The sequence below is a fragment of the Ruegeria sp. O6 genome (genome assembly GCF_056535045.1).
In genome coordinates this window covers 18501-33415 of the sequence record NZ_JBQERM010000001.1, presented here as the reverse complement: position 1 = coordinate 33415, position 14915 = coordinate 18501, and the positions used below count along the sequence as shown (strand labels likewise).

Genomic DNA, 14915 nt, shown 5'->3' with positions numbered 1-14915 from the left:
CATTCTGATCAGGTTACCTGAACCGGCGTATCCTGACTGAAGCTGTTGATCCAAACGTCGTTTCTTCTTTCCCACAAAGATGAAATCAGCATTGCCTCGCGCCGATCTGCGCCCGGGCGCAGGTAGTCGGCACGGTAGGACAACAAGACGATATCCGGGGTCAGAATGCGTAACCGGGCATCACTCAGATCAAACTCGGCCATCGTTGGCGCATCTGCAAATTGCCCGACGTGATCGTCCCGATTGGCAAAACCCGTGGGATAAACGCCCAGAAAATCCGCGCTCAGCAAGGCGCGGTCGGCGCTTGCATCGCCTTCAACCAGCGCCACCCAGACCTGCGTTTCCAGTTCAAGAATGTCCTTTAGTGCAGGGGCAGCTTTGTTGTCCGTCATATCCATACCCAGAACCTGCGAGCCAGATCCTGAAACGTCAACCGGATTGCTTAATGTAAATCTTTTTCACATTACCCCTTGCACCCAACCAAACGATACCCCATCTATGCAATGTGAATAGAGTTTACATCAACCCTGGAGAGCTCAAATGACCGCATTGTCCGACCCCGCCGTCCCCGCGAATCCGGGATGGCTTTATCGAACCGAGGCCTGGCTGGATGACAAAGGCAAAGGGGCCTGGATCGCCGCCATGGTTCTTGGATTTATCTTCTTCTGGCCCGTTGGACTTGCCCTGCTGGCCTATATGATCTGGAGCAAACGCATGTTCAGCAAATCCTGCAACCGCCGCAAATCCTGGCACAGCCACATGAGTGCAATGAAGCCCTCGGGCAACAGCGCCTTTGACGCCTACAAAGCAGATACACTGGCCCGCCTGGAACGCGAACAACAGGATTTCGAAGCATTCCTGCGCCGCCTGCGTGACGCCAAGGACAAGGCCGAATTCGACCAATTCATGGATGAACGCGCCCGCGAGAACCATGACGAAGACGGCAAGGGCGAGCCCGCCTGATTGACCTTGCCCTGCCCCGGTGTTTCGGGACAGGGTGCCCCTACCCCAGTTTTTCGGACCTATCGAATGAACCATCTGCCCAACCCGGACACCCAACCCGATTTCTATCGTTCCGTGACAACCAAACGCTTTGTCGCCTGGCTGTTCGATATCGCCTTCATTTCGCTGCTTTGCACGGTGGCAATCCTCTTTACTGCGTTTCTGGGTCTGTTTTTCCTGGCCCTGATCTACGCCGTTGTCAGTTTCGTCTACCGGGTGGTGACCATCGCCAACGGCTCAGCCACGCTGGGAATGCGCTTTATGGGGATCGAGCTGCGTGACGCGTTCGGAGAACGAATGGACTTGGGCAAGGCGCTTGCCCACACTGCCGGCTATTTTGTCAGCATGGCCTTTCCCGTGGTCCAGATCATCTCGGTCATCATGATGATGACCAGCGCCCGTGGCCAGGGTCTGACCGACAGTTTTCTGGGCACCGTGATGATCAACCAACGGGCCTGACGCAAGGTTGCGTGAAACACTTGGCGGTCTCGGGAACGGTTGCTATCATCCCTCCCGAGGTTGGATGGGGATTTCATGCGACATACGCTGCCAATTGCGCCACAATTCTATGTCACGGCACCGCAGCCCTGCCCTTATCTTGGCGGCAGGATGGAACGTAAACTGTTCACCGCCCTGCAAGGCGAAGGGGCTGAACAGCTGAACAACTCCCTGTCTCAACAAGGATTTCGCCGGTCTCAGAATGTACTCTACCGTCCTTCGTGTACGGATTGCGCAGCCTGCCTGTCGGCCCGGATCGATGTTTCAGCCTTCAGGCCGACCAAAAGCCAGAAGCGCGCAGCAAGGCGGAATGGTTACCTGGAACGCCGCGCAACCTCGCCATGGGCCACGGATGAGCAATACGAGCTGTTCCGCCGTTATCTTGATACCCGTCACGCCGATGGCGGCATGGCTGACATGGATGTTTTCGAATTCGCCGCGATGATCGAGGAAACACCGATCCGCAGCCGCGTTGTGGAATATGCCGATCCTGAAACGGGCGAGTTGATCGCCGTCAGCCTGACCGATGTGCTCGATGACGGGCTAAGTATGGTCTATTCCTTCTACGACCCGGAACAGCCGCAGAACTCACTCGGCACCTACATGATCCTCGACCATATCGACATCGCACGTGAGGCGGGCCTGCCCTATATCTATCTGGGGTACTGGGTCCCCGGCAGCCCCAAGATGGGCTACAAAGCCAAGTTTTCAGGGCTCGAGGCCTATATTCAGGGGGGCTGGCAAAAAATCAGTGATCCGGATGCCTATACCGGCACATCGCATCACCCCTTGTCGGCGCCGCCAATCGCCGAACAGGTCGCCAATATCCAGCTCCCTGACCGGCACCCGACCAAAGGCTGACCGCGCGATGAAACAAAGCCTGCATGCCGTCACCCTTGTGGTGCCGGATTACGACGACGCCATCTTGTTTTATACAAAGACGCTCAGCTTCCAACTTATCAAGGACATAGACCTCGGCAATGGCAAGCGCTGGGTTCTGGTCGCGCCTCCCGGTTCGGATAGCGGCTGTCTTCTTCTGGCAAAGGCTGACGGACCCGAACAAACCGCCGCCATAGGCAACCAGACCGGCGGGCGCGTTGGGTTCTTCCTGCAAACCGATGACTTTTATCGTGACCACGCAGATATGCGCGCCGGGGATGTCCATTTCGAAGAAGACCCACGCCACGAACCCTATGGCATCGTCGCTGTCTGGCGTGATCCCTTCGGCAATCGCTGGGACCTGATCCAGTTCACCTGATCCGCATCTTCATCTGGCTATAAGTATCCCGGGGATGAATTGGCCGCAGGCCAAGAAGGGGCTGGCCCCTTGCCCGAAATAAACAGAAAAGGGGGCCAGCCGGCCCCCTTTGCAATATTCTCTTCCGGATCGGATCAGTTTGGCATCAGGTCCGGAACGATCGTGACAATCGTCGGGAAGAACCACAAGATCGCGATCCCCATCACCTGGATCAGAACAAACGGAACGATCCCGCGATAAATATGACCTGTTGTGACCTCTTTCGGCGCAACCCCTCGAAGGTAGAACAACGCAAACCCGAAAGGTGGCGTCAGGAACGACGTCTGAAGGTTCACCGCCACCATGATCGTGACCCATTTCGGATCGAACGAGCCGCCATAGATCACCGGGCCCACGATGGGGATCACGATGTAGATGATCTCGAGGAAATCCAGCACGAACCCCAGAATGAACAGCACCAGCATCACGATCAGGAAAACCGTGAACTCGTTGTCAAAGCTCTTCAGGAATTGCTGGATATAATGCTCCCCTCCGAATGAAATCACCACGAGGTTCAGCAACTGCGATCCGATCAGGATGGTGAACACCATCGAGGTCACTTTGGCTGTCTCACGCACCACCGGGGTCAAAACACCGCTGGAATAGAGCACCCAGCATCCGTACAGCAGCCCGAACAGGGCGTACAGATAGGCCGCATAAGCAATGATGAAGGCGATCCAGGTTTCCACCGTCACACTGCCTTGATTGATACGCAGGTCAAAGTTGACCCCCATCAGCAGTGCAATGACAACGGCGAAGGTCGACCAGATGACCACTTTGCCCGAACGGCCCTGATCCTGCAGCTTGCGATAGGCCGCCAGCATGATCGCGCCACCCGCGCCCAGCGCAGCCGCCGGTGTCGGATTGGTGACACCTCCCAGGATCGAGCCCAGCACCGCGATGATAAGAACAAGCGGCGGGAAGACCACGCGGATCAGATCGTTTGTGGCACAGCGGGCCGCAGCCTCTTTGCAACCATACATGGCCAGCGCGAACGGCAGGGCGAGCAACACGAAAGTCACGCCAGAGGATGTGGTAGGCGATATCATCAGGATATCGACCAATGCCATCAGCAACAGCCCGATCGCGCCAAGGATCAGCGGCTGCGGTGACCGCGACGGTGCGATACCACGGCCCAGAACCAGGGTCAGCCCCAGCAGAACAAGGGTAACCGCCACACCGGTGCCGATCGGCGCCGCATCGGCAATCCTTTTTTGCTGTTCGGTCGCCAGTTCCTCTTCTGTCAGGCGATGCGCTTCGGTTGCGCCGCCAGCGGCATCAATTGCCTCCTGCTCGGCAACAGCCTGATCCCAGGCAACCTGCCCGTGCAGATCGATCATCGACGCCTTGCACTCTGCCGACACGTTGGTCCTCAGCGACGCACCCTCGCCGATGTCCGAAAAGGCCGAGACAGAGATATTCTGGCTTCCGATCACACCAACATTGCCCAAAAGGATCGCGCCGACGATCAGGGCAACCGGCGCGCCCAGCAACCATGTCAGGCCTTCTGACCGCGTTATGGGTTCCCCGGAGCCACCGGACACAGCCACAGCAGGCGCTTTGTGCGGGTTCAGCAGCGCATAGCCAAAGGCGTAGAGCGCGTAGAGCAGCGCCAGCATGATCCCCGGCAGCAGCGCAGCCTGGAACAATGTTCCGACCGAGACAACCGCAGGCTCACCCAGATAGGTCAGCGCGTCGGTACAACCGGCTTCAACAGCCCGGGTTTCCTGCGCTGTCGAATACAGATCCCCCGCCAATGTGCCCAGCAGGACGATCACGATCGACGGTGGAATGATTTGCCCCAAGGTGCCCGATGCCGCGATCACACCGGTCGCCAGTTCCGGCGAATAGTTGTTGCGCAACATGGTTGGAAGCGCCAGCAGGCCCATCGTCACAACGGTCGCGCCAACGATACCGGTCGAAGCCGCAAGGAACGCCCCCACAACCACAATCGACACGGCCAGACCACCCGGAAGCGGGCCAAAAACGCGCGCCATCGTCGTCAGAAGATCGTTGGCAATCTTTGAACGTTCCAGCGTGATGCCCATCAGAACAAACATGAGCACGGCCAGAAGGGTCTCGATGGATTGACCGGCCAGAACCCGCTCGTTCATGCGGTTCACGATGAACGACACGTTCCGGTCCAGCGCGGTCTCCCAGCCCGAGGCAAAAACCGGTTCGGCGAGCCTTGGCAAATCCGGGTATCGGAACACCGATATGGTGTCCGGCTTGATTCCGGAATTCACAAGGTCCCGATAACTTTGCGATCCAACGTCAATCGCCTGGTGGATCAGCAACCCCGCACTGTCCAGCGCGGCGATGATGCCAAAGGATATAATCCCTGCCCCGCCGATGGCAAAAGCCACCGGAAAGCCGGAAAGAATGCCCCCGAAAAGGCAAAAGAATACGATAATGAGGCCTATCTCGACGCCATCAAGTCCGAATAGCATTGTCTTTGTCTCCGCCCTTAATGCGCGCCTTCATAGGCTTCTTCACCCTCACCAAGGCTGTCCTTGTCGAGGTATTTTCCAACGCTGTCCGGTCCTTCCACGTATTCCAGATATGACCGGTACAAAAACGCGATGGCGTGCAGGAACACCATGGCCGCAAAAGCCACCAGAAGGATCTTGAACAGGAAGTAGGCATTGAACCCGTTAGGGCTGAACCCGATGGTTTCCACGTTCCAGCGCAAGGCACGGGACTTGGCTACCAGACGGTCCAGCGCGTCACTGGCCGAAGGGTTCGGCACGATCAGGTGACGCCACAGGAAGAACCAGCCGTACATCCAGGTCAGCACCGCCATTGGCATCATGAACAGTAACGCACCGCACATATCGACCACGCGCTTGGCGCGGTGGCTGATACCGGCATAGATCAGATCAACGCGCACATGCCCGCCCTGCACAAATGTGTATGTACAGCACAGACAGACGACCATGGCGTTATACAGTTTCAGCTCTTCCGCGAACCAGCTGATATCCATCTGGAACGGTATTCCCAGACCGAAGGACATATCGGGACGGGTAAAGACCCGTTGCATGAATACGATGACAATCTGCTGGATTACCATCAGCAGACCCGCCCAGGCAAAGAACCGCCCGGTGGTGTTTGCAAACCCTTCCAGGCCACGCACGATGGCCCACATAAAGTTTCTGTAATACAACCCGACGGCTGTCAGAACCAGAAAGAAGGTGAACACCACAAAGAAGAATTCGACCGAACCGCCGTAGTAGACAAAGCGCATGATCGACGCCTTGTCAGACCAGTCCAGCCAGAGCTGCGGATGCGTGATCGCATATCCGAAATTATAGAAGGCTTCGGCAATGTTCTGAATGAACCAGACCAGTCCATTCCACAGGGCGCCGAAGAACGAGATACCGTTTTCGTCCTGCATGTTGTCCCCAGGTCGTCTCAGTTGCGCGCAGGCCTATTGTGGCTTGCCCAAGTCCTTTCACGCAACGGGAAAGGTTTCCCCGCAAGGTGCGGGGAAACCGTTTTTCCTTTGATCAGGAAGGATTAGCCGCGAACACGGTCACGCTGTGCGGTGTAGACACCCGACGACAGGTTGTTCCATGCCGACGAAGCCGCCATCGACGGCATTGCGCTGTCGTGGATCTTCTTGAACAGCTCATCGCCCATGTTCTCGTCCAGAACTTCCTGGCTGGCCTTGCCGAACGCATCCCAGACACTGTCAGGGAATTCCAGGACCTTGACACCACCGGCCTGCAGGCGCTGCAGCGCTGCACCGTTGTTGGCCAGGAATTGCGCCAGGTTCCACTGGTGTGCTTCTGCGGCAGCAATCTCGATGATCTTCTGCTGGGCCGGTGTCAGTTCATTGAACACGTCGCGGTTGGTTGCCAGCGACAGACCTGCGCCCGGCTCGTGGAAGCCCGCGGTGTAGTAGGTCTTGGTGATTTCCTGGAAGCCCGCCTTTTCGTCGGCCCAGGGTCCGATCCACTCGGTTCCGTCAATCGCGCCAGACGACAGCGCTTGATACACTTCGGAACCGGGGATGTTCTGAACAGACGCGCCCAGTTTGCCCAGTGCTTTGCCGCCCAGACCGGGCATACGGAACTTCAGACCATTGAAGTCTTCGGGGCTGTTGATTTCTTTCGAGAACCAGCCGCCCGCCTGCGCACCGGTGTTACCGGCCAGGAAAGACTTCAGGCCAAAGATTTCGCCCAGCTCATCATGCAGCTCCATACCGCCGTCATGATAGTACCAGTTCACCAGTTCCTGTGCGGTCATGCCGAAGGGCACGGCCGTAAAGAAGGCGTAACCTGGGTGCTGACCCACAAAGTAATAGTCAGCGGCGTGATACATGTCGGCCTGACCGGACGACACCGCGTCAAACACCTCGAACGCGCCAACCAATTCGCCTGCCGCTTTGATTTCAACATTCAGGCTGCCATCCGACATGGCGTTGATGCTGTCGGCACAACGCTGCGCGCTGTCAAACACGCCAGCCAGACCACGACCCCACGAGGTCACCATGGTCAGTGTGCGCTGTCCCTGTGCATAGGCCGGAGCCGCCAGAGCGGTTGCTGCAGCTGCCGAACCGCCCAGCGCGGATTTTTTCAGAAATGAACGACGATCCATATGAGTGTTCCTCCCCTTCATAGTCACGATCCGGCAGAACCGGACCTGTCGCATTCAGTGCGCGTCAGCCTAATGTGAGCGAAGCGAAAGGGAATACCTACTACTGCGTAGAGAATCGATTTCTTTTGGGGATGCGGTGAAATTTCCGAACGAAAACTCCAACAAAAACGGCCCAAATACCGGAATTTCACAGACCAACGCCAATCTTTTTGCATTTTTGCCGCCGCTTGCGTATCGATTCGTCCATGCAAAGACTTCGACATCTGGTCTCGCTGACCTATGCGCAGAAACTGTCGCTGGTGGCCGCAATCCCGCTGGTTGTGGCCGTGGCCGCAATCGCTGTGCTTGTCGCATATGAGGCACGTGCGACCGCCGAGCGCGAGATCGAAGCCCTGGAGCGCAGCCTGATAGAAGCCAAGAAAGAAGAACTGCGCAACTACGTGACGCAGGCGCGCAATGGTTTTGCCTATATCTATGGCCGCGCTGAACCGGATGACGAGGTATCAAAGAACCTTGTCTCGCAGATACTCTCGGCAATGATCTATGGGCAGGACGGGTTCTTTTTTGTTTACGACTATGATGGCAACAATCTGGTCAGCCCCCGTCAGACACAATTTATCAACCGCAACTGGGAAGGTCTGACCGACAGCGATGGCACGCCCATCGTTGACGAGTTCATTCGCCTCGCCCGTCAGGGGGCCGGGTGGCACAGCTTCATGTGGGAAAAACCCTCGACCGGGGATGAGGCGCAGATGATCGCCTATGTCGTCGGGTTGCAGGACTGGCGCTGGGTCGTGGGTACCGGGGTCTTCATTGACGACATTGTCGCCACGGTCGCCAACGCAAGGGCCGAGGTCGAGGCTCGTGTACAGCGCACCTTCATGTATATCGGCGCCATTGTTGTTGCCGCCGTTCTGATTGTCTTTGCCTCGGGCATGTTGCTGAACATTCGCGAGCGGCGGTTGGCGGATGCCAAGCTGAAGGAACTGACGCAACGTGTCTTCGACGCGCAGGAAGAAGAACGCGGCCGGGTTGCCCGCGAACTGCATGATGGCATCAGCCAGATCCTTGTGGGTGTACGCTATGCGCTGGACAATGCGCGCCGCCGTCTGTTGCGCGGCGATGATGCGGGTGCGCGCGATCCGCTGGACAAAGGCATCGACCATCTTCGCACCGCCATCACCGAGGTGCGCCGCATCAGCCGCGACCTGCGCCCCGGCGTGCTGGACGACCTTGGTCTCGGACCTGCGTTGAAGGCTCTGACCGACGATTTTCGCGAACGAACCGGGATCGAGACCGAATTTTCCACCGTCGTTTTCCGAAACCGGCTGGATCAGGACAGCAAGATCGCGCTTTATCGCATCGCACAAGAGGCGCTGACAAATATCGAACGCCACGCGGATGCCTCTTATGTTACAATTGACCTGCGTGGCCACAAGAAAGGCGCAACCATGCGGATCACCGACAATGGCCGTGGGTTGCGCGCAGAATCCGGGACCCCGACCACAGGCATCGGCCTGCGCAACATGCAGGAACGAATTGAACAACTTGACGGATCGCTGCGTATTCTGTCATCACGCGGACCGCGCGGCGGAACGGTGATCGAGGCCAGTCTGCCGCTGAGCCACCTGTTGCCACCGCAGGAAGACGCAACTCCGAACCGAAAGGCCGGTACATGAGCGCCAAAAACATCCGAGTTCTTATTGTCGACGATCATCCCATGGTGGCCGAGGGCATTCAGTCGATCCTTGAAAGCTACGACGATATCGAAGTGGTTGGAACACTCGGCAGCGGTCAGGCCGCGGTGGATCAGGCGGTTGGCCTCGCCCCGGATGTCATCCTGATGGACCTGAACATGCCTGGCCTCGGCGGACTCAGCGCCACGGAAATCATTCTGGAACGCCTGCCCGATACGCGCATCCTGATCCTGTCGATGCATGACAGCCCCGAATACATTTCGACCGCGCTCAGCCACGGCGCAAAAGGCTATGTTCTCAAAGATGTCCCAACCGAAGAGATCAAGCAGGCCATCGATGCGGTCATGCGGGGTGAGCAGTATCTGTGCACCGGTGCCAGTGGGTCCCTGAAACCCAAAGGCGACAACGCACGCGAGGCGCTGACAGGGCGCGAGCAAACAATTCTGCTGGAACTGGCGCAGGGCAAATCAAACAAAGAGGTTGCGCAAAAGCTGGATATCTCGGTGCGCACGGTTGAAACGCATCGCAAGAACATCAAGCGCAAACTGGGAATTTCCTCGACTGCCGGGCTGACCCGCTACGCGCTGGAACATGGCATGCTGCAAGGCACCGGGGTCGGCTTCTGATCGATGCGCGGTCGCAGCCCAGTGCTGCCTTACCCAACTAGAGGAGGCTTGCCGCAGGCATAGCGATAACAGGCGGGAGCGTTCACGCCCGGGGTCTGATATCCTGACCAAAGAACACAAGTGTTCCGTCTTCATCCAGAATGTGAAACTCACGCTGCAAATAAGGTTGGTCGAACGGAGGCCGAACGCGCCCCTCGGGCAGATCGGCCAACCCAGCCCGCAAATTTTCATAAAAGCCGTCGATATCGTCTACATCAATATAAAACGACTGGTCGTCGCCCAACGCCTTGCCATCCTCTCGCGGTGGGCATTCCAACAACCGAATGGCGACCGGGCCAAGTGACAAAAATGCGTAATTGTCCTGCTTGAAGCTACAGGTAAATCCTAGTCGCTTACAGTAGAAATCAATCTGGTTCTGCAAGGATGAACACAGCACAAATGGGGTAAGTTGCAAAATCTTGGGCATCTGAAGCTCCGAACAGGAAATAGTTTCAGTTTACCCGTGATGATCTGTTAATCCAGCAACTGATCCCTTCGCAAACCCGCACGCTCGTAATGGTGCGGCAACACGCGTCCATAAAGCTGCTGCGTCCGCTCGATCCCGCCGCACATGCCTTCGGCCTCGACAAATGAAAAGATCCCCACATACCGCCGCCGTGTGCCCTTGACCGGGGCGACTCTGTGCAGGGAATAGCGGCCTTTGAATATCTGTAGGTCCCCAGGTTGCAGGTCCAGCCGATGAACGCGCGCCTTGTTTCCGTCCAGAACCGACGCGACCTGATCGAAATTTTCATCCTCGGCTGTGCGCAGATTGGGTGCGTATTCGAATGCACCGCCCTGCTCGCCATTCTGGATCGCCAGTGTCACGGTGTAGTTGTTGGTGTCGAAATGCCAGGGAAAGCCCCGCCCCTCCTCCACGACATTGATGATCACGTCTGCCAATGGATCATCGTAACGAAAGAAGCGGTCCTCAGGCTCATCCAGCGCATCCCGAATGAAAGGAAGAAATCCGCTAAACTCGTAAATCCTGCGCAAAGGACCGGAATGCGCAAAATTGTCGGCAGGAACAAACGCGTTCGAACGGTCATAGAACCGTCTGATCGGATGGGCGGCGTCGAACCGTGGGTCGTCTTTGGTGAAATAGGCATTTGTGCGATTGAAAGACCGGTGTGCATTGGGTGCCACCTCATCTGCCTCCTGCACCAACAGCTCGATCCCTTGCGCGTGTGCGAAACCCGGTAGAACCGCACATCCGTCCTGTTCCAACTCGCGCCGCAAATCCCCGATCAATCGCCTGTAAGCTGGCGAATCCGGGCGATCGATCGGATACTGCCCCAGATCTACCAGGTCCTGTAACATGCTCTGCCTCCCTCGTTTGCGCACACAAGGTCAGCGTGACCCAGACAAAACGCCGGATCATGCCAGTTTCAGACATCGGCCTGCCGCATTCAGACCTTCATAAATGTCCCGCCCTCAGGAGAACGCCCACCCTTTTCCCGGAAATTCCGGGCATGCGGCAATCTGCGCAACAAAATTTCGCAAAATACCGCCATTGAGATAGAAAATTGGTAGATTTGCCTGTTGACGCTCCTCCCCCCCGACCATAATGTCCCCTGCAAGCAAAAAGGAGCCTCTGGCGATGAGAACGCTAGTCGTAATCGTAGGAACCACGCGCATGGGCCGGTAACGGTAAACCATAATCGAACCCATGCGCCTCCGAAAATTCGGGGGCTTTTTTTTGTCAAACGCAAGACACATGTCGCGAACGGAGCAAAGCAGATGACACGTGAGATGACCGGCGCAAAGATGGTGGTTCAGGCCCTCAAGGATCAGGGCGTGGACACGGTATTCGGATACCCCGGTGGCGCCGTCCTACCGATCTATGACGAGATCTTTCTGCAAAACGACATTCGCCACATTCTGGTGCGTCACGAACAGGGTGCAATCCACGCCGCCGAAGGCTATGCGCGGTCGACCGGCAAGCCTGGTGTTGCGCTTGTAACCTCTGGTCCCGGTGCCACAAACGCCGTTACCGGCCTGACCGATGCGTTGCTGGATTCGATCCCGATTGTGGTTCTGACCGGGCAGGTCCCGACCTTCATGATCGGATCGGATGCCTTTCAGGAGGCCGACACCGTTGGCATCACCCGCCCCTGCACCAAACACAACTGGCTGGTAAAGGACACGAATTCGCTGGCCGAGACGCTGCACGAGGCCTTCCATGTGGCCAAGTCGGGCCGTCCCGGCCCGGTTCTGATCGACATTCCCAAGGATGTGCAGTTTGCCACGGGTGAATACAACAGTCCTAAACCTTCGACCTCGCATTACCAGCCAGTGCTGAAAGGCGATCTGGAGGAAATCAACGAGCTTGTTGCAGCAATGGAAAAAGCCAAGAAGCCGGTTTTCTATACGGGCGGTGGCGTCATCAACTCTGGCCCCGCAGCCAGCCAGTTGCTGCGCGAGTTGGTGGATTCCACGGGCTTCCCGATCACCTCAACCCTGATGGGTCTGGGTGCCTATCCGGCGTCGGGCGAAAACTGGTTGGGGATGCTGGGGATGCATGGCCTTTACGAGGCGAACCTTGCGATGCATGGCTGTGACCTGATGATCAACATCGGCGCACGGTTCGACGACCGGATCACCGGGCGCATCGACGCGTTCTCTCCAAAGTCGAAGAAAGCCCATATCGATATTGATCCGTCTTCGATCAACAAGGTCATCCGTGTGGACATCCCGATTGTCGGCGACGTGGCGCATGTACTGGAAGACATTCTGAAGGTGTGGAAGTCACGCGGGCGCAAGACCGATGCGGCAGCCGTCAAGAAATGGCAGGCGCAGATCTCCGAGTGGCGCAAAATCAACTGTCTGTCCTACACCAACAGCGAAAAGTCGATCAAACCGCAATACGCGCTGCAACGTCTTGAAGAGCTCACGAAAAAGCATGATCGCTATATCACGACCGAGGTTGGGCAACATCAGATGTGGGCGGCACAATATCTTGGGTTCGAAGATCCCAACCGCTGGATGACATCGGGCGGGTTGGGCACGATGGGCTACGGCTTCCCCGCCTCCATCGGTGTGCAGATGGCTCATCCTGACGCGCTGGTAATCAACGTCGCCGGTGAAGCCTCTTGGCTCATGAACATGCAGGAAATGGGCACGGCCGTTCAGTACCGCCTGCCCGTCAAGCAGTTCATCCTGAACAACGAGCGTCTGGGCATGGTCCGGCAGTGGCAGGAACTGCTGCATGGCGAGCGCTATTCGCACAGCTGGTCCGAAGCCCTGCCCGATTTCGTGAAACTCGCCGAGGCGTTTGGCGCCAAAGGTATCCTGTGTTCCGACCCCGCCGATCTGGACGACGCGATCATGGAGATGATCAACTACGACGGCCCGGTCATCTTCGACTGTTTGGTCGAGAAGCACGAGAACTGCTTTCCCATGATCCCGTCGGGCAAGGCACATAACGAGATGCTTTTGGGCGAGGCCGAGACGCAGGGCGTGATCGACAGCAAAGGTTCGGTTCTGGTCTGATACCGTCCGAGGATTACCGCCGGGCGACCGTTGCGCCCGGCAAACACAGGATGATGAAAGGGACATAAATGTCTGCCCTACATATCAAAAAAGGCTCCAACCGCCATTCGGCCTATAACCTACGGCCTACTTTTTCGGACGTGCAGGAACGCCACACCATTGCCGTGCTGGTCGAGAACGAACCCGGTGTCCTGGCCCGTGTGATCGGCCTGTTCTCGGGGCGGGGTTACAACATCGAAAGCCTGACCGTGGCCGAGGTGGATCACACAGGACACCTGAGCCGCATCACCATTGTCACCACCGGCACACCGCAGGTGATCGAACAGATCAAGGCGCAGCTGGGGCGGATCGTGACTGTCCATGACGTGCATGACCTGACGGTCGAAGGCCCTTCGGTTGAACGCGAACTGGCCATCATCAAGGTCGTGGGTGAAGGCGACAAACGCGTCGAGGCGCTGCGCCTGGCTGACATCTTCCGTGCCAATGTGGTCGACAGCACCCTGAACTCTTTCATCTTCGAGATCACCGGTGCGCCGGACAAGATCGACGCTTTTGCTGACCTGATGCGCCCGTTGGGCCTGATGGAAATCGCCCGCACCGGCGTGGCGGCCCTGCTGCGCGGCGACTGAACAATATACCCGCCTTGGGGCTTTTCCTGCATCCAAGGCGGGAGCACATCTTTGAGTTGGTGGGCATTTGCAAAATCAACCCACACGTCCTTCTATGCGCTAAATTTGCCATAGGGTAAGCTTTTCCGGGTAAAGATTAGGCATTTTCAGATAAAGCCTATTGCCATTGCGCTTTATGGCATTAGCCTCAACGCGCAACGCGACGTGGGGATACGTTGCTTGGGGTCAACCTGTACGATTTTTCAATGCGCGCCGGGGCTTGGTTCCAGTGCTGCGATGGTTTTTCAGGAAACTTAGCAAGGCGTGGGCATCCATGACCGACGACATTCGCAGCCCGGCTGAACTTCGCGCTATGTTTGGCGCGAATCTGCGGCAACTGGCACGAAGGTATCGGTCGGTCTCGGCACTGTGCCGCAAGCTTGGCGTGAATCGGACGCAGTTCAACAGGTATCTTTCGGGCGAAAGTGTTCCACGGCCGGATGTTTTGGATCGCATCTGCCGGTTTTTCGACGTGGATGCGCGCATCCTCCTGAAGCCCCTGGACGAAATTGAAAAGATCGAGGACCACCCCGCAGCGGCGGCCTTGACTGAGTTTCTGGGATCAGGTGTGGACATGATCGCCAGAACTGCGTTTTCTCCGGGGTTTTATGCCGTGATCGAAAGCGTCTCGGCCTCGCACCGCATGACCTTGCTGCACGCCCGACCACTGGCCCAATGCACATTGATACGCGGATATGTCTCGCGCGCCGCGATGCCCGAAGCAACGCCGCAGGCGCGCGAAATACAAGGGATCGTCGCCTGCACCGGCAGTTCCGTCTATATGCTGACCTCTCAGCGAGCGGGTCAGAACAGCCGCGTTTATATGATTTCACCCGATCCCACGGGAACAGCGGTTCAGTGGCGCGGCACGGTCATAAGCCCGGCCGCCCCTGAGGCACCGGAACCCGTGGTTCTGAAATATCTCGGGCACGATGCAACGGCGATTTTCGCCGCTGCGCGCTTGTCGACCAACAATCCGGCACAGTATCCCTGAGCG

Annotated in this window: 15 protein-coding genes; 9 read left to right on the top strand and 6 right to left on the bottom strand. The window is 57.4% G+C overall.

The window, feature by feature from the left end; all coding sequences use genetic code 11:
* Positions 1 to 8: 8 nt before the first annotated feature.
* Positions 9 to 392: a DUF4440 domain-containing protein gene (locus ACR0DY_RS00150; protein ID WP_480545449.1), complete on the bottom strand. Its 384-nt coding sequence runs from the start codon at positions 390 to 392 to the stop codon at positions 9 to 11.
* A gap of 148 nt (positions 393 to 540) precedes the next feature.
* Here ACR0DY_RS00150 and ACR0DY_RS00145 point away from each other — a divergent pair, with 148 nt between their 5' ends.
* The 4 genes from ACR0DY_RS00145 (at position 541) to ACR0DY_RS00130 (ending at position 2758) form a co-directional block, all read left to right on the top strand.
* Positions 541 to 963, top strand: a complete 423-nt coding sequence (locus ACR0DY_RS00145; protein ID WP_209503649.1) for a DUF2852 domain-containing protein — start codon at positions 541 to 543, stop codon at positions 961 to 963.
* Between the two features lie 66 nt (positions 964 to 1029).
* Positions 1030 to 1461 carry an RDD family protein gene (locus ACR0DY_RS00140; protein ID WP_209596678.1) on the top strand — a complete coding sequence of 144 codons (432 nt, stop codon included), beginning with the start codon at positions 1030 to 1032 and terminating at the stop codon, positions 1459 to 1461.
* A 75-nt stretch (positions 1462 to 1536) separates the two neighbouring features.
* Complete coding sequence (locus tag ACR0DY_RS00135) at positions 1537 to 2361, top strand: arginyltransferase (RefSeq protein ID WP_480480490.1); 825 nt, start codon at positions 1537 to 1539, stop codon at positions 2359 to 2361.
* 7 nt (positions 2362 to 2368) lie between these two features.
* Positions 2369 to 2758: a VOC family protein gene (locus ACR0DY_RS00130; protein WP_480480488.1), complete on the top strand. Its 390-nt coding sequence runs from the start codon at positions 2369 to 2371 to the stop codon at positions 2756 to 2758.
* A 134-nt stretch (positions 2759 to 2892) separates the two neighbouring features.
* Here ACR0DY_RS00130 and ACR0DY_RS00125 read toward each other — a convergent pair whose 3' ends face one another.
* The 3 genes from ACR0DY_RS00125 to ACR0DY_RS00115 form a co-directional block, all read right to left on the bottom strand.
* On the bottom strand, positions 2893 to 5247 hold the full coding sequence (locus tag ACR0DY_RS00125; RefSeq protein WP_480545446.1) for a TRAP transporter large permease: 2355 nt from the start codon (positions 5245 to 5247) through the stop codon (positions 2893 to 2895).
* A 17-nt stretch (positions 5248 to 5264) separates the two neighbouring features.
* On the bottom strand, positions 5265 to 6191 hold the full coding sequence (locus ACR0DY_RS00120; RefSeq protein ID WP_267363848.1) for a TRAP transporter small permease subunit: 927 nt from the start codon (positions 6189 to 6191) through the stop codon (positions 5265 to 5267).
* Positions 6192 to 6313: 122 nt separating this feature from the next.
* Positions 6314 to 7396, bottom strand: a complete 1083-nt coding sequence (locus ACR0DY_RS00115) for a TRAP transporter substrate-binding protein (RefSeq protein WP_267363846.1) — start codon at positions 7394 to 7396, stop codon at positions 6314 to 6316.
* A 245-nt stretch (positions 7397 to 7641) separates the two neighbouring features.
* Between ACR0DY_RS00115 and ACR0DY_RS00110 the strand changes: the two genes are divergently transcribed.
* Together ACR0DY_RS00110 and ACR0DY_RS00105 are read left to right on the top strand one after the other, a co-directional pair.
* Positions 7642 to 9075, top strand: a complete 1434-nt coding sequence (locus ACR0DY_RS00110; protein WP_209503642.1) for a cache domain-containing protein — start codon at positions 7642 to 7644, stop codon at positions 9073 to 9075.
* Entirely contained in the window at positions 9072 to 9719 is a 648-nt protein-coding gene (locus ACR0DY_RS00105) for a response regulator transcription factor (protein WP_267363844.1), read from the top strand. The genes ACR0DY_RS00110 and ACR0DY_RS00105 overlap by 4 nt, the downstream gene beginning before the upstream one ends.
* A gap of 82 nt (positions 9720 to 9801) precedes the next feature.
* Here ACR0DY_RS00105 and ACR0DY_RS00100 read toward each other — a convergent pair whose 3' ends face one another.
* Both ACR0DY_RS00100 and ACR0DY_RS00095 read right to left on the bottom strand, forming a co-directional pair.
* The gene (locus tag ACR0DY_RS00100; RefSeq protein ID WP_209596686.1) at positions 9802 to 10185 is read right to left on the bottom strand and encodes a bleomycin resistance protein; all 384 of its coding nucleotides are present in this window, start codon (positions 10183 to 10185) and stop codon (positions 9802 to 9804) included.
* Between the two features lie 47 nt (positions 10186 to 10232).
* Positions 10233 to 11078 (bottom strand): HalD/BesD family halogenase, encoded by an 846-nt coding sequence (locus ACR0DY_RS00095; protein ID WP_480480482.1) that lies wholly within the window; start codon positions 11076 to 11078, stop codon positions 10233 to 10235.
* A gap of 420 nt (positions 11079 to 11498) precedes the next feature.
* Between ACR0DY_RS00095 and ACR0DY_RS00090 the strand changes: the two genes are divergently transcribed.
* The 3 genes from ACR0DY_RS00090 (at position 11499) to ACR0DY_RS00080 (ending at position 14912) form a co-directional block, all read left to right on the top strand.
* Positions 11499 to 13250 (top strand): acetolactate synthase 3 large subunit, encoded by a 1752-nt coding sequence (locus ACR0DY_RS00090; protein ID WP_480480480.1) that lies wholly within the window; start codon positions 11499 to 11501, stop codon positions 13248 to 13250.
* Positions 13251 to 13318: 68 nt separating this feature from the next.
* Positions 13319 to 13879, top strand: a complete 561-nt coding sequence (gene ilvN, locus ACR0DY_RS00085) for an acetolactate synthase small subunit (RefSeq protein ID WP_209503637.1) — start codon at positions 13319 to 13321, stop codon at positions 13877 to 13879.
* A gap of 313 nt (positions 13880 to 14192) precedes the next feature.
* The gene (locus ACR0DY_RS00080; RefSeq protein ID WP_480480478.1) at positions 14193 to 14912 is read left to right on the top strand and encodes a helix-turn-helix domain-containing protein; all 720 of its coding nucleotides are present in this window, start codon (positions 14193 to 14195) and stop codon (positions 14910 to 14912) included.
* The last annotated feature ends 3 nt before the right edge of the window (positions 14913 to 14915 follow it).

Bases quoted from the DNA above. Each gene is read 5' to 3' on its own strand.
- ACR0DY_RS00150 (WP_480545449.1), bottom strand. From the start codon at position 392: ATGACGGACAACAAAGCTGCCCCTGCACTAAAGGACATTCTTGAACTG.
- ACR0DY_RS00145 (WP_209503649.1), top strand. From the start codon at position 541: ATGACCGCATTGTCCGACCCCGCCGTCCCCGCGAATCCGGGATGGCTT.
- ACR0DY_RS00140 (WP_209596678.1), top strand. From the start codon at position 1,030: ATGAACCATCTGCCCAACCCGGACACCCAACCCGATTTCTATCGTTCC.
- ACR0DY_RS00135 (WP_480480490.1), top strand. From the start codon at position 1,537: ATGCGACATACGCTGCCAATTGCGCCACAATTCTATGTCACGGCACCG.
- ACR0DY_RS00130 (WP_480480488.1), top strand. From the start codon at position 2,369: ATGAAACAAAGCCTGCATGCCGTCACCCTTGTGGTGCCGGATTACGAC.
- ACR0DY_RS00125 (WP_480545446.1), bottom strand. From the start codon at position 5,247: ATGCTATTCGGACTTGATGGCGTCGAGATAGGCCTCATTATCGTATTC.
- ACR0DY_RS00120 (WP_267363848.1), bottom strand. From the start codon at position 6,191: ATGCAGGACGAAAACGGTATCTCGTTCTTCGGCGCCCTGTGGAATGGA.
- ACR0DY_RS00115 (WP_267363846.1), bottom strand. From the start codon at position 7,396: ATGGATCGTCGTTCATTTCTGAAAAAATCCGCGCTGGGCGGTTCGGCA.
- ACR0DY_RS00110 (WP_209503642.1), top strand. From the start codon at position 7,642: ATGCAAAGACTTCGACATCTGGTCTCGCTGACCTATGCGCAGAAACTG.
- ACR0DY_RS00105 (WP_267363844.1), top strand. From the start codon at position 9,072: ATGAGCGCCAAAAACATCCGAGTTCTTATTGTCGACGATCATCCCATG.
- ACR0DY_RS00100 (WP_209596686.1), bottom strand. From the start codon at position 10,185: ATGCCCAAGATTTTGCAACTTACCCCATTTGTGCTGTGTTCATCCTTG.
- ACR0DY_RS00095 (WP_480480482.1), bottom strand. From the start codon at position 11,078: ATGTTACAGGACCTGGTAGATCTGGGGCAGTATCCGATCGATCGCCCG.
- ACR0DY_RS00090 (WP_480480480.1), top strand. From the start codon at position 11,499: ATGACACGTGAGATGACCGGCGCAAAGATGGTGGTTCAGGCCCTCAAG.
- ilvN (WP_209503637.1), top strand. From the start codon at position 13,319: ATGTCTGCCCTACATATCAAAAAAGGCTCCAACCGCCATTCGGCCTAT.
- ACR0DY_RS00080 (WP_480480478.1), top strand. From the start codon at position 14,193: ATGACCGACGACATTCGCAGCCCGGCTGAACTTCGCGCTATGTTTGGC.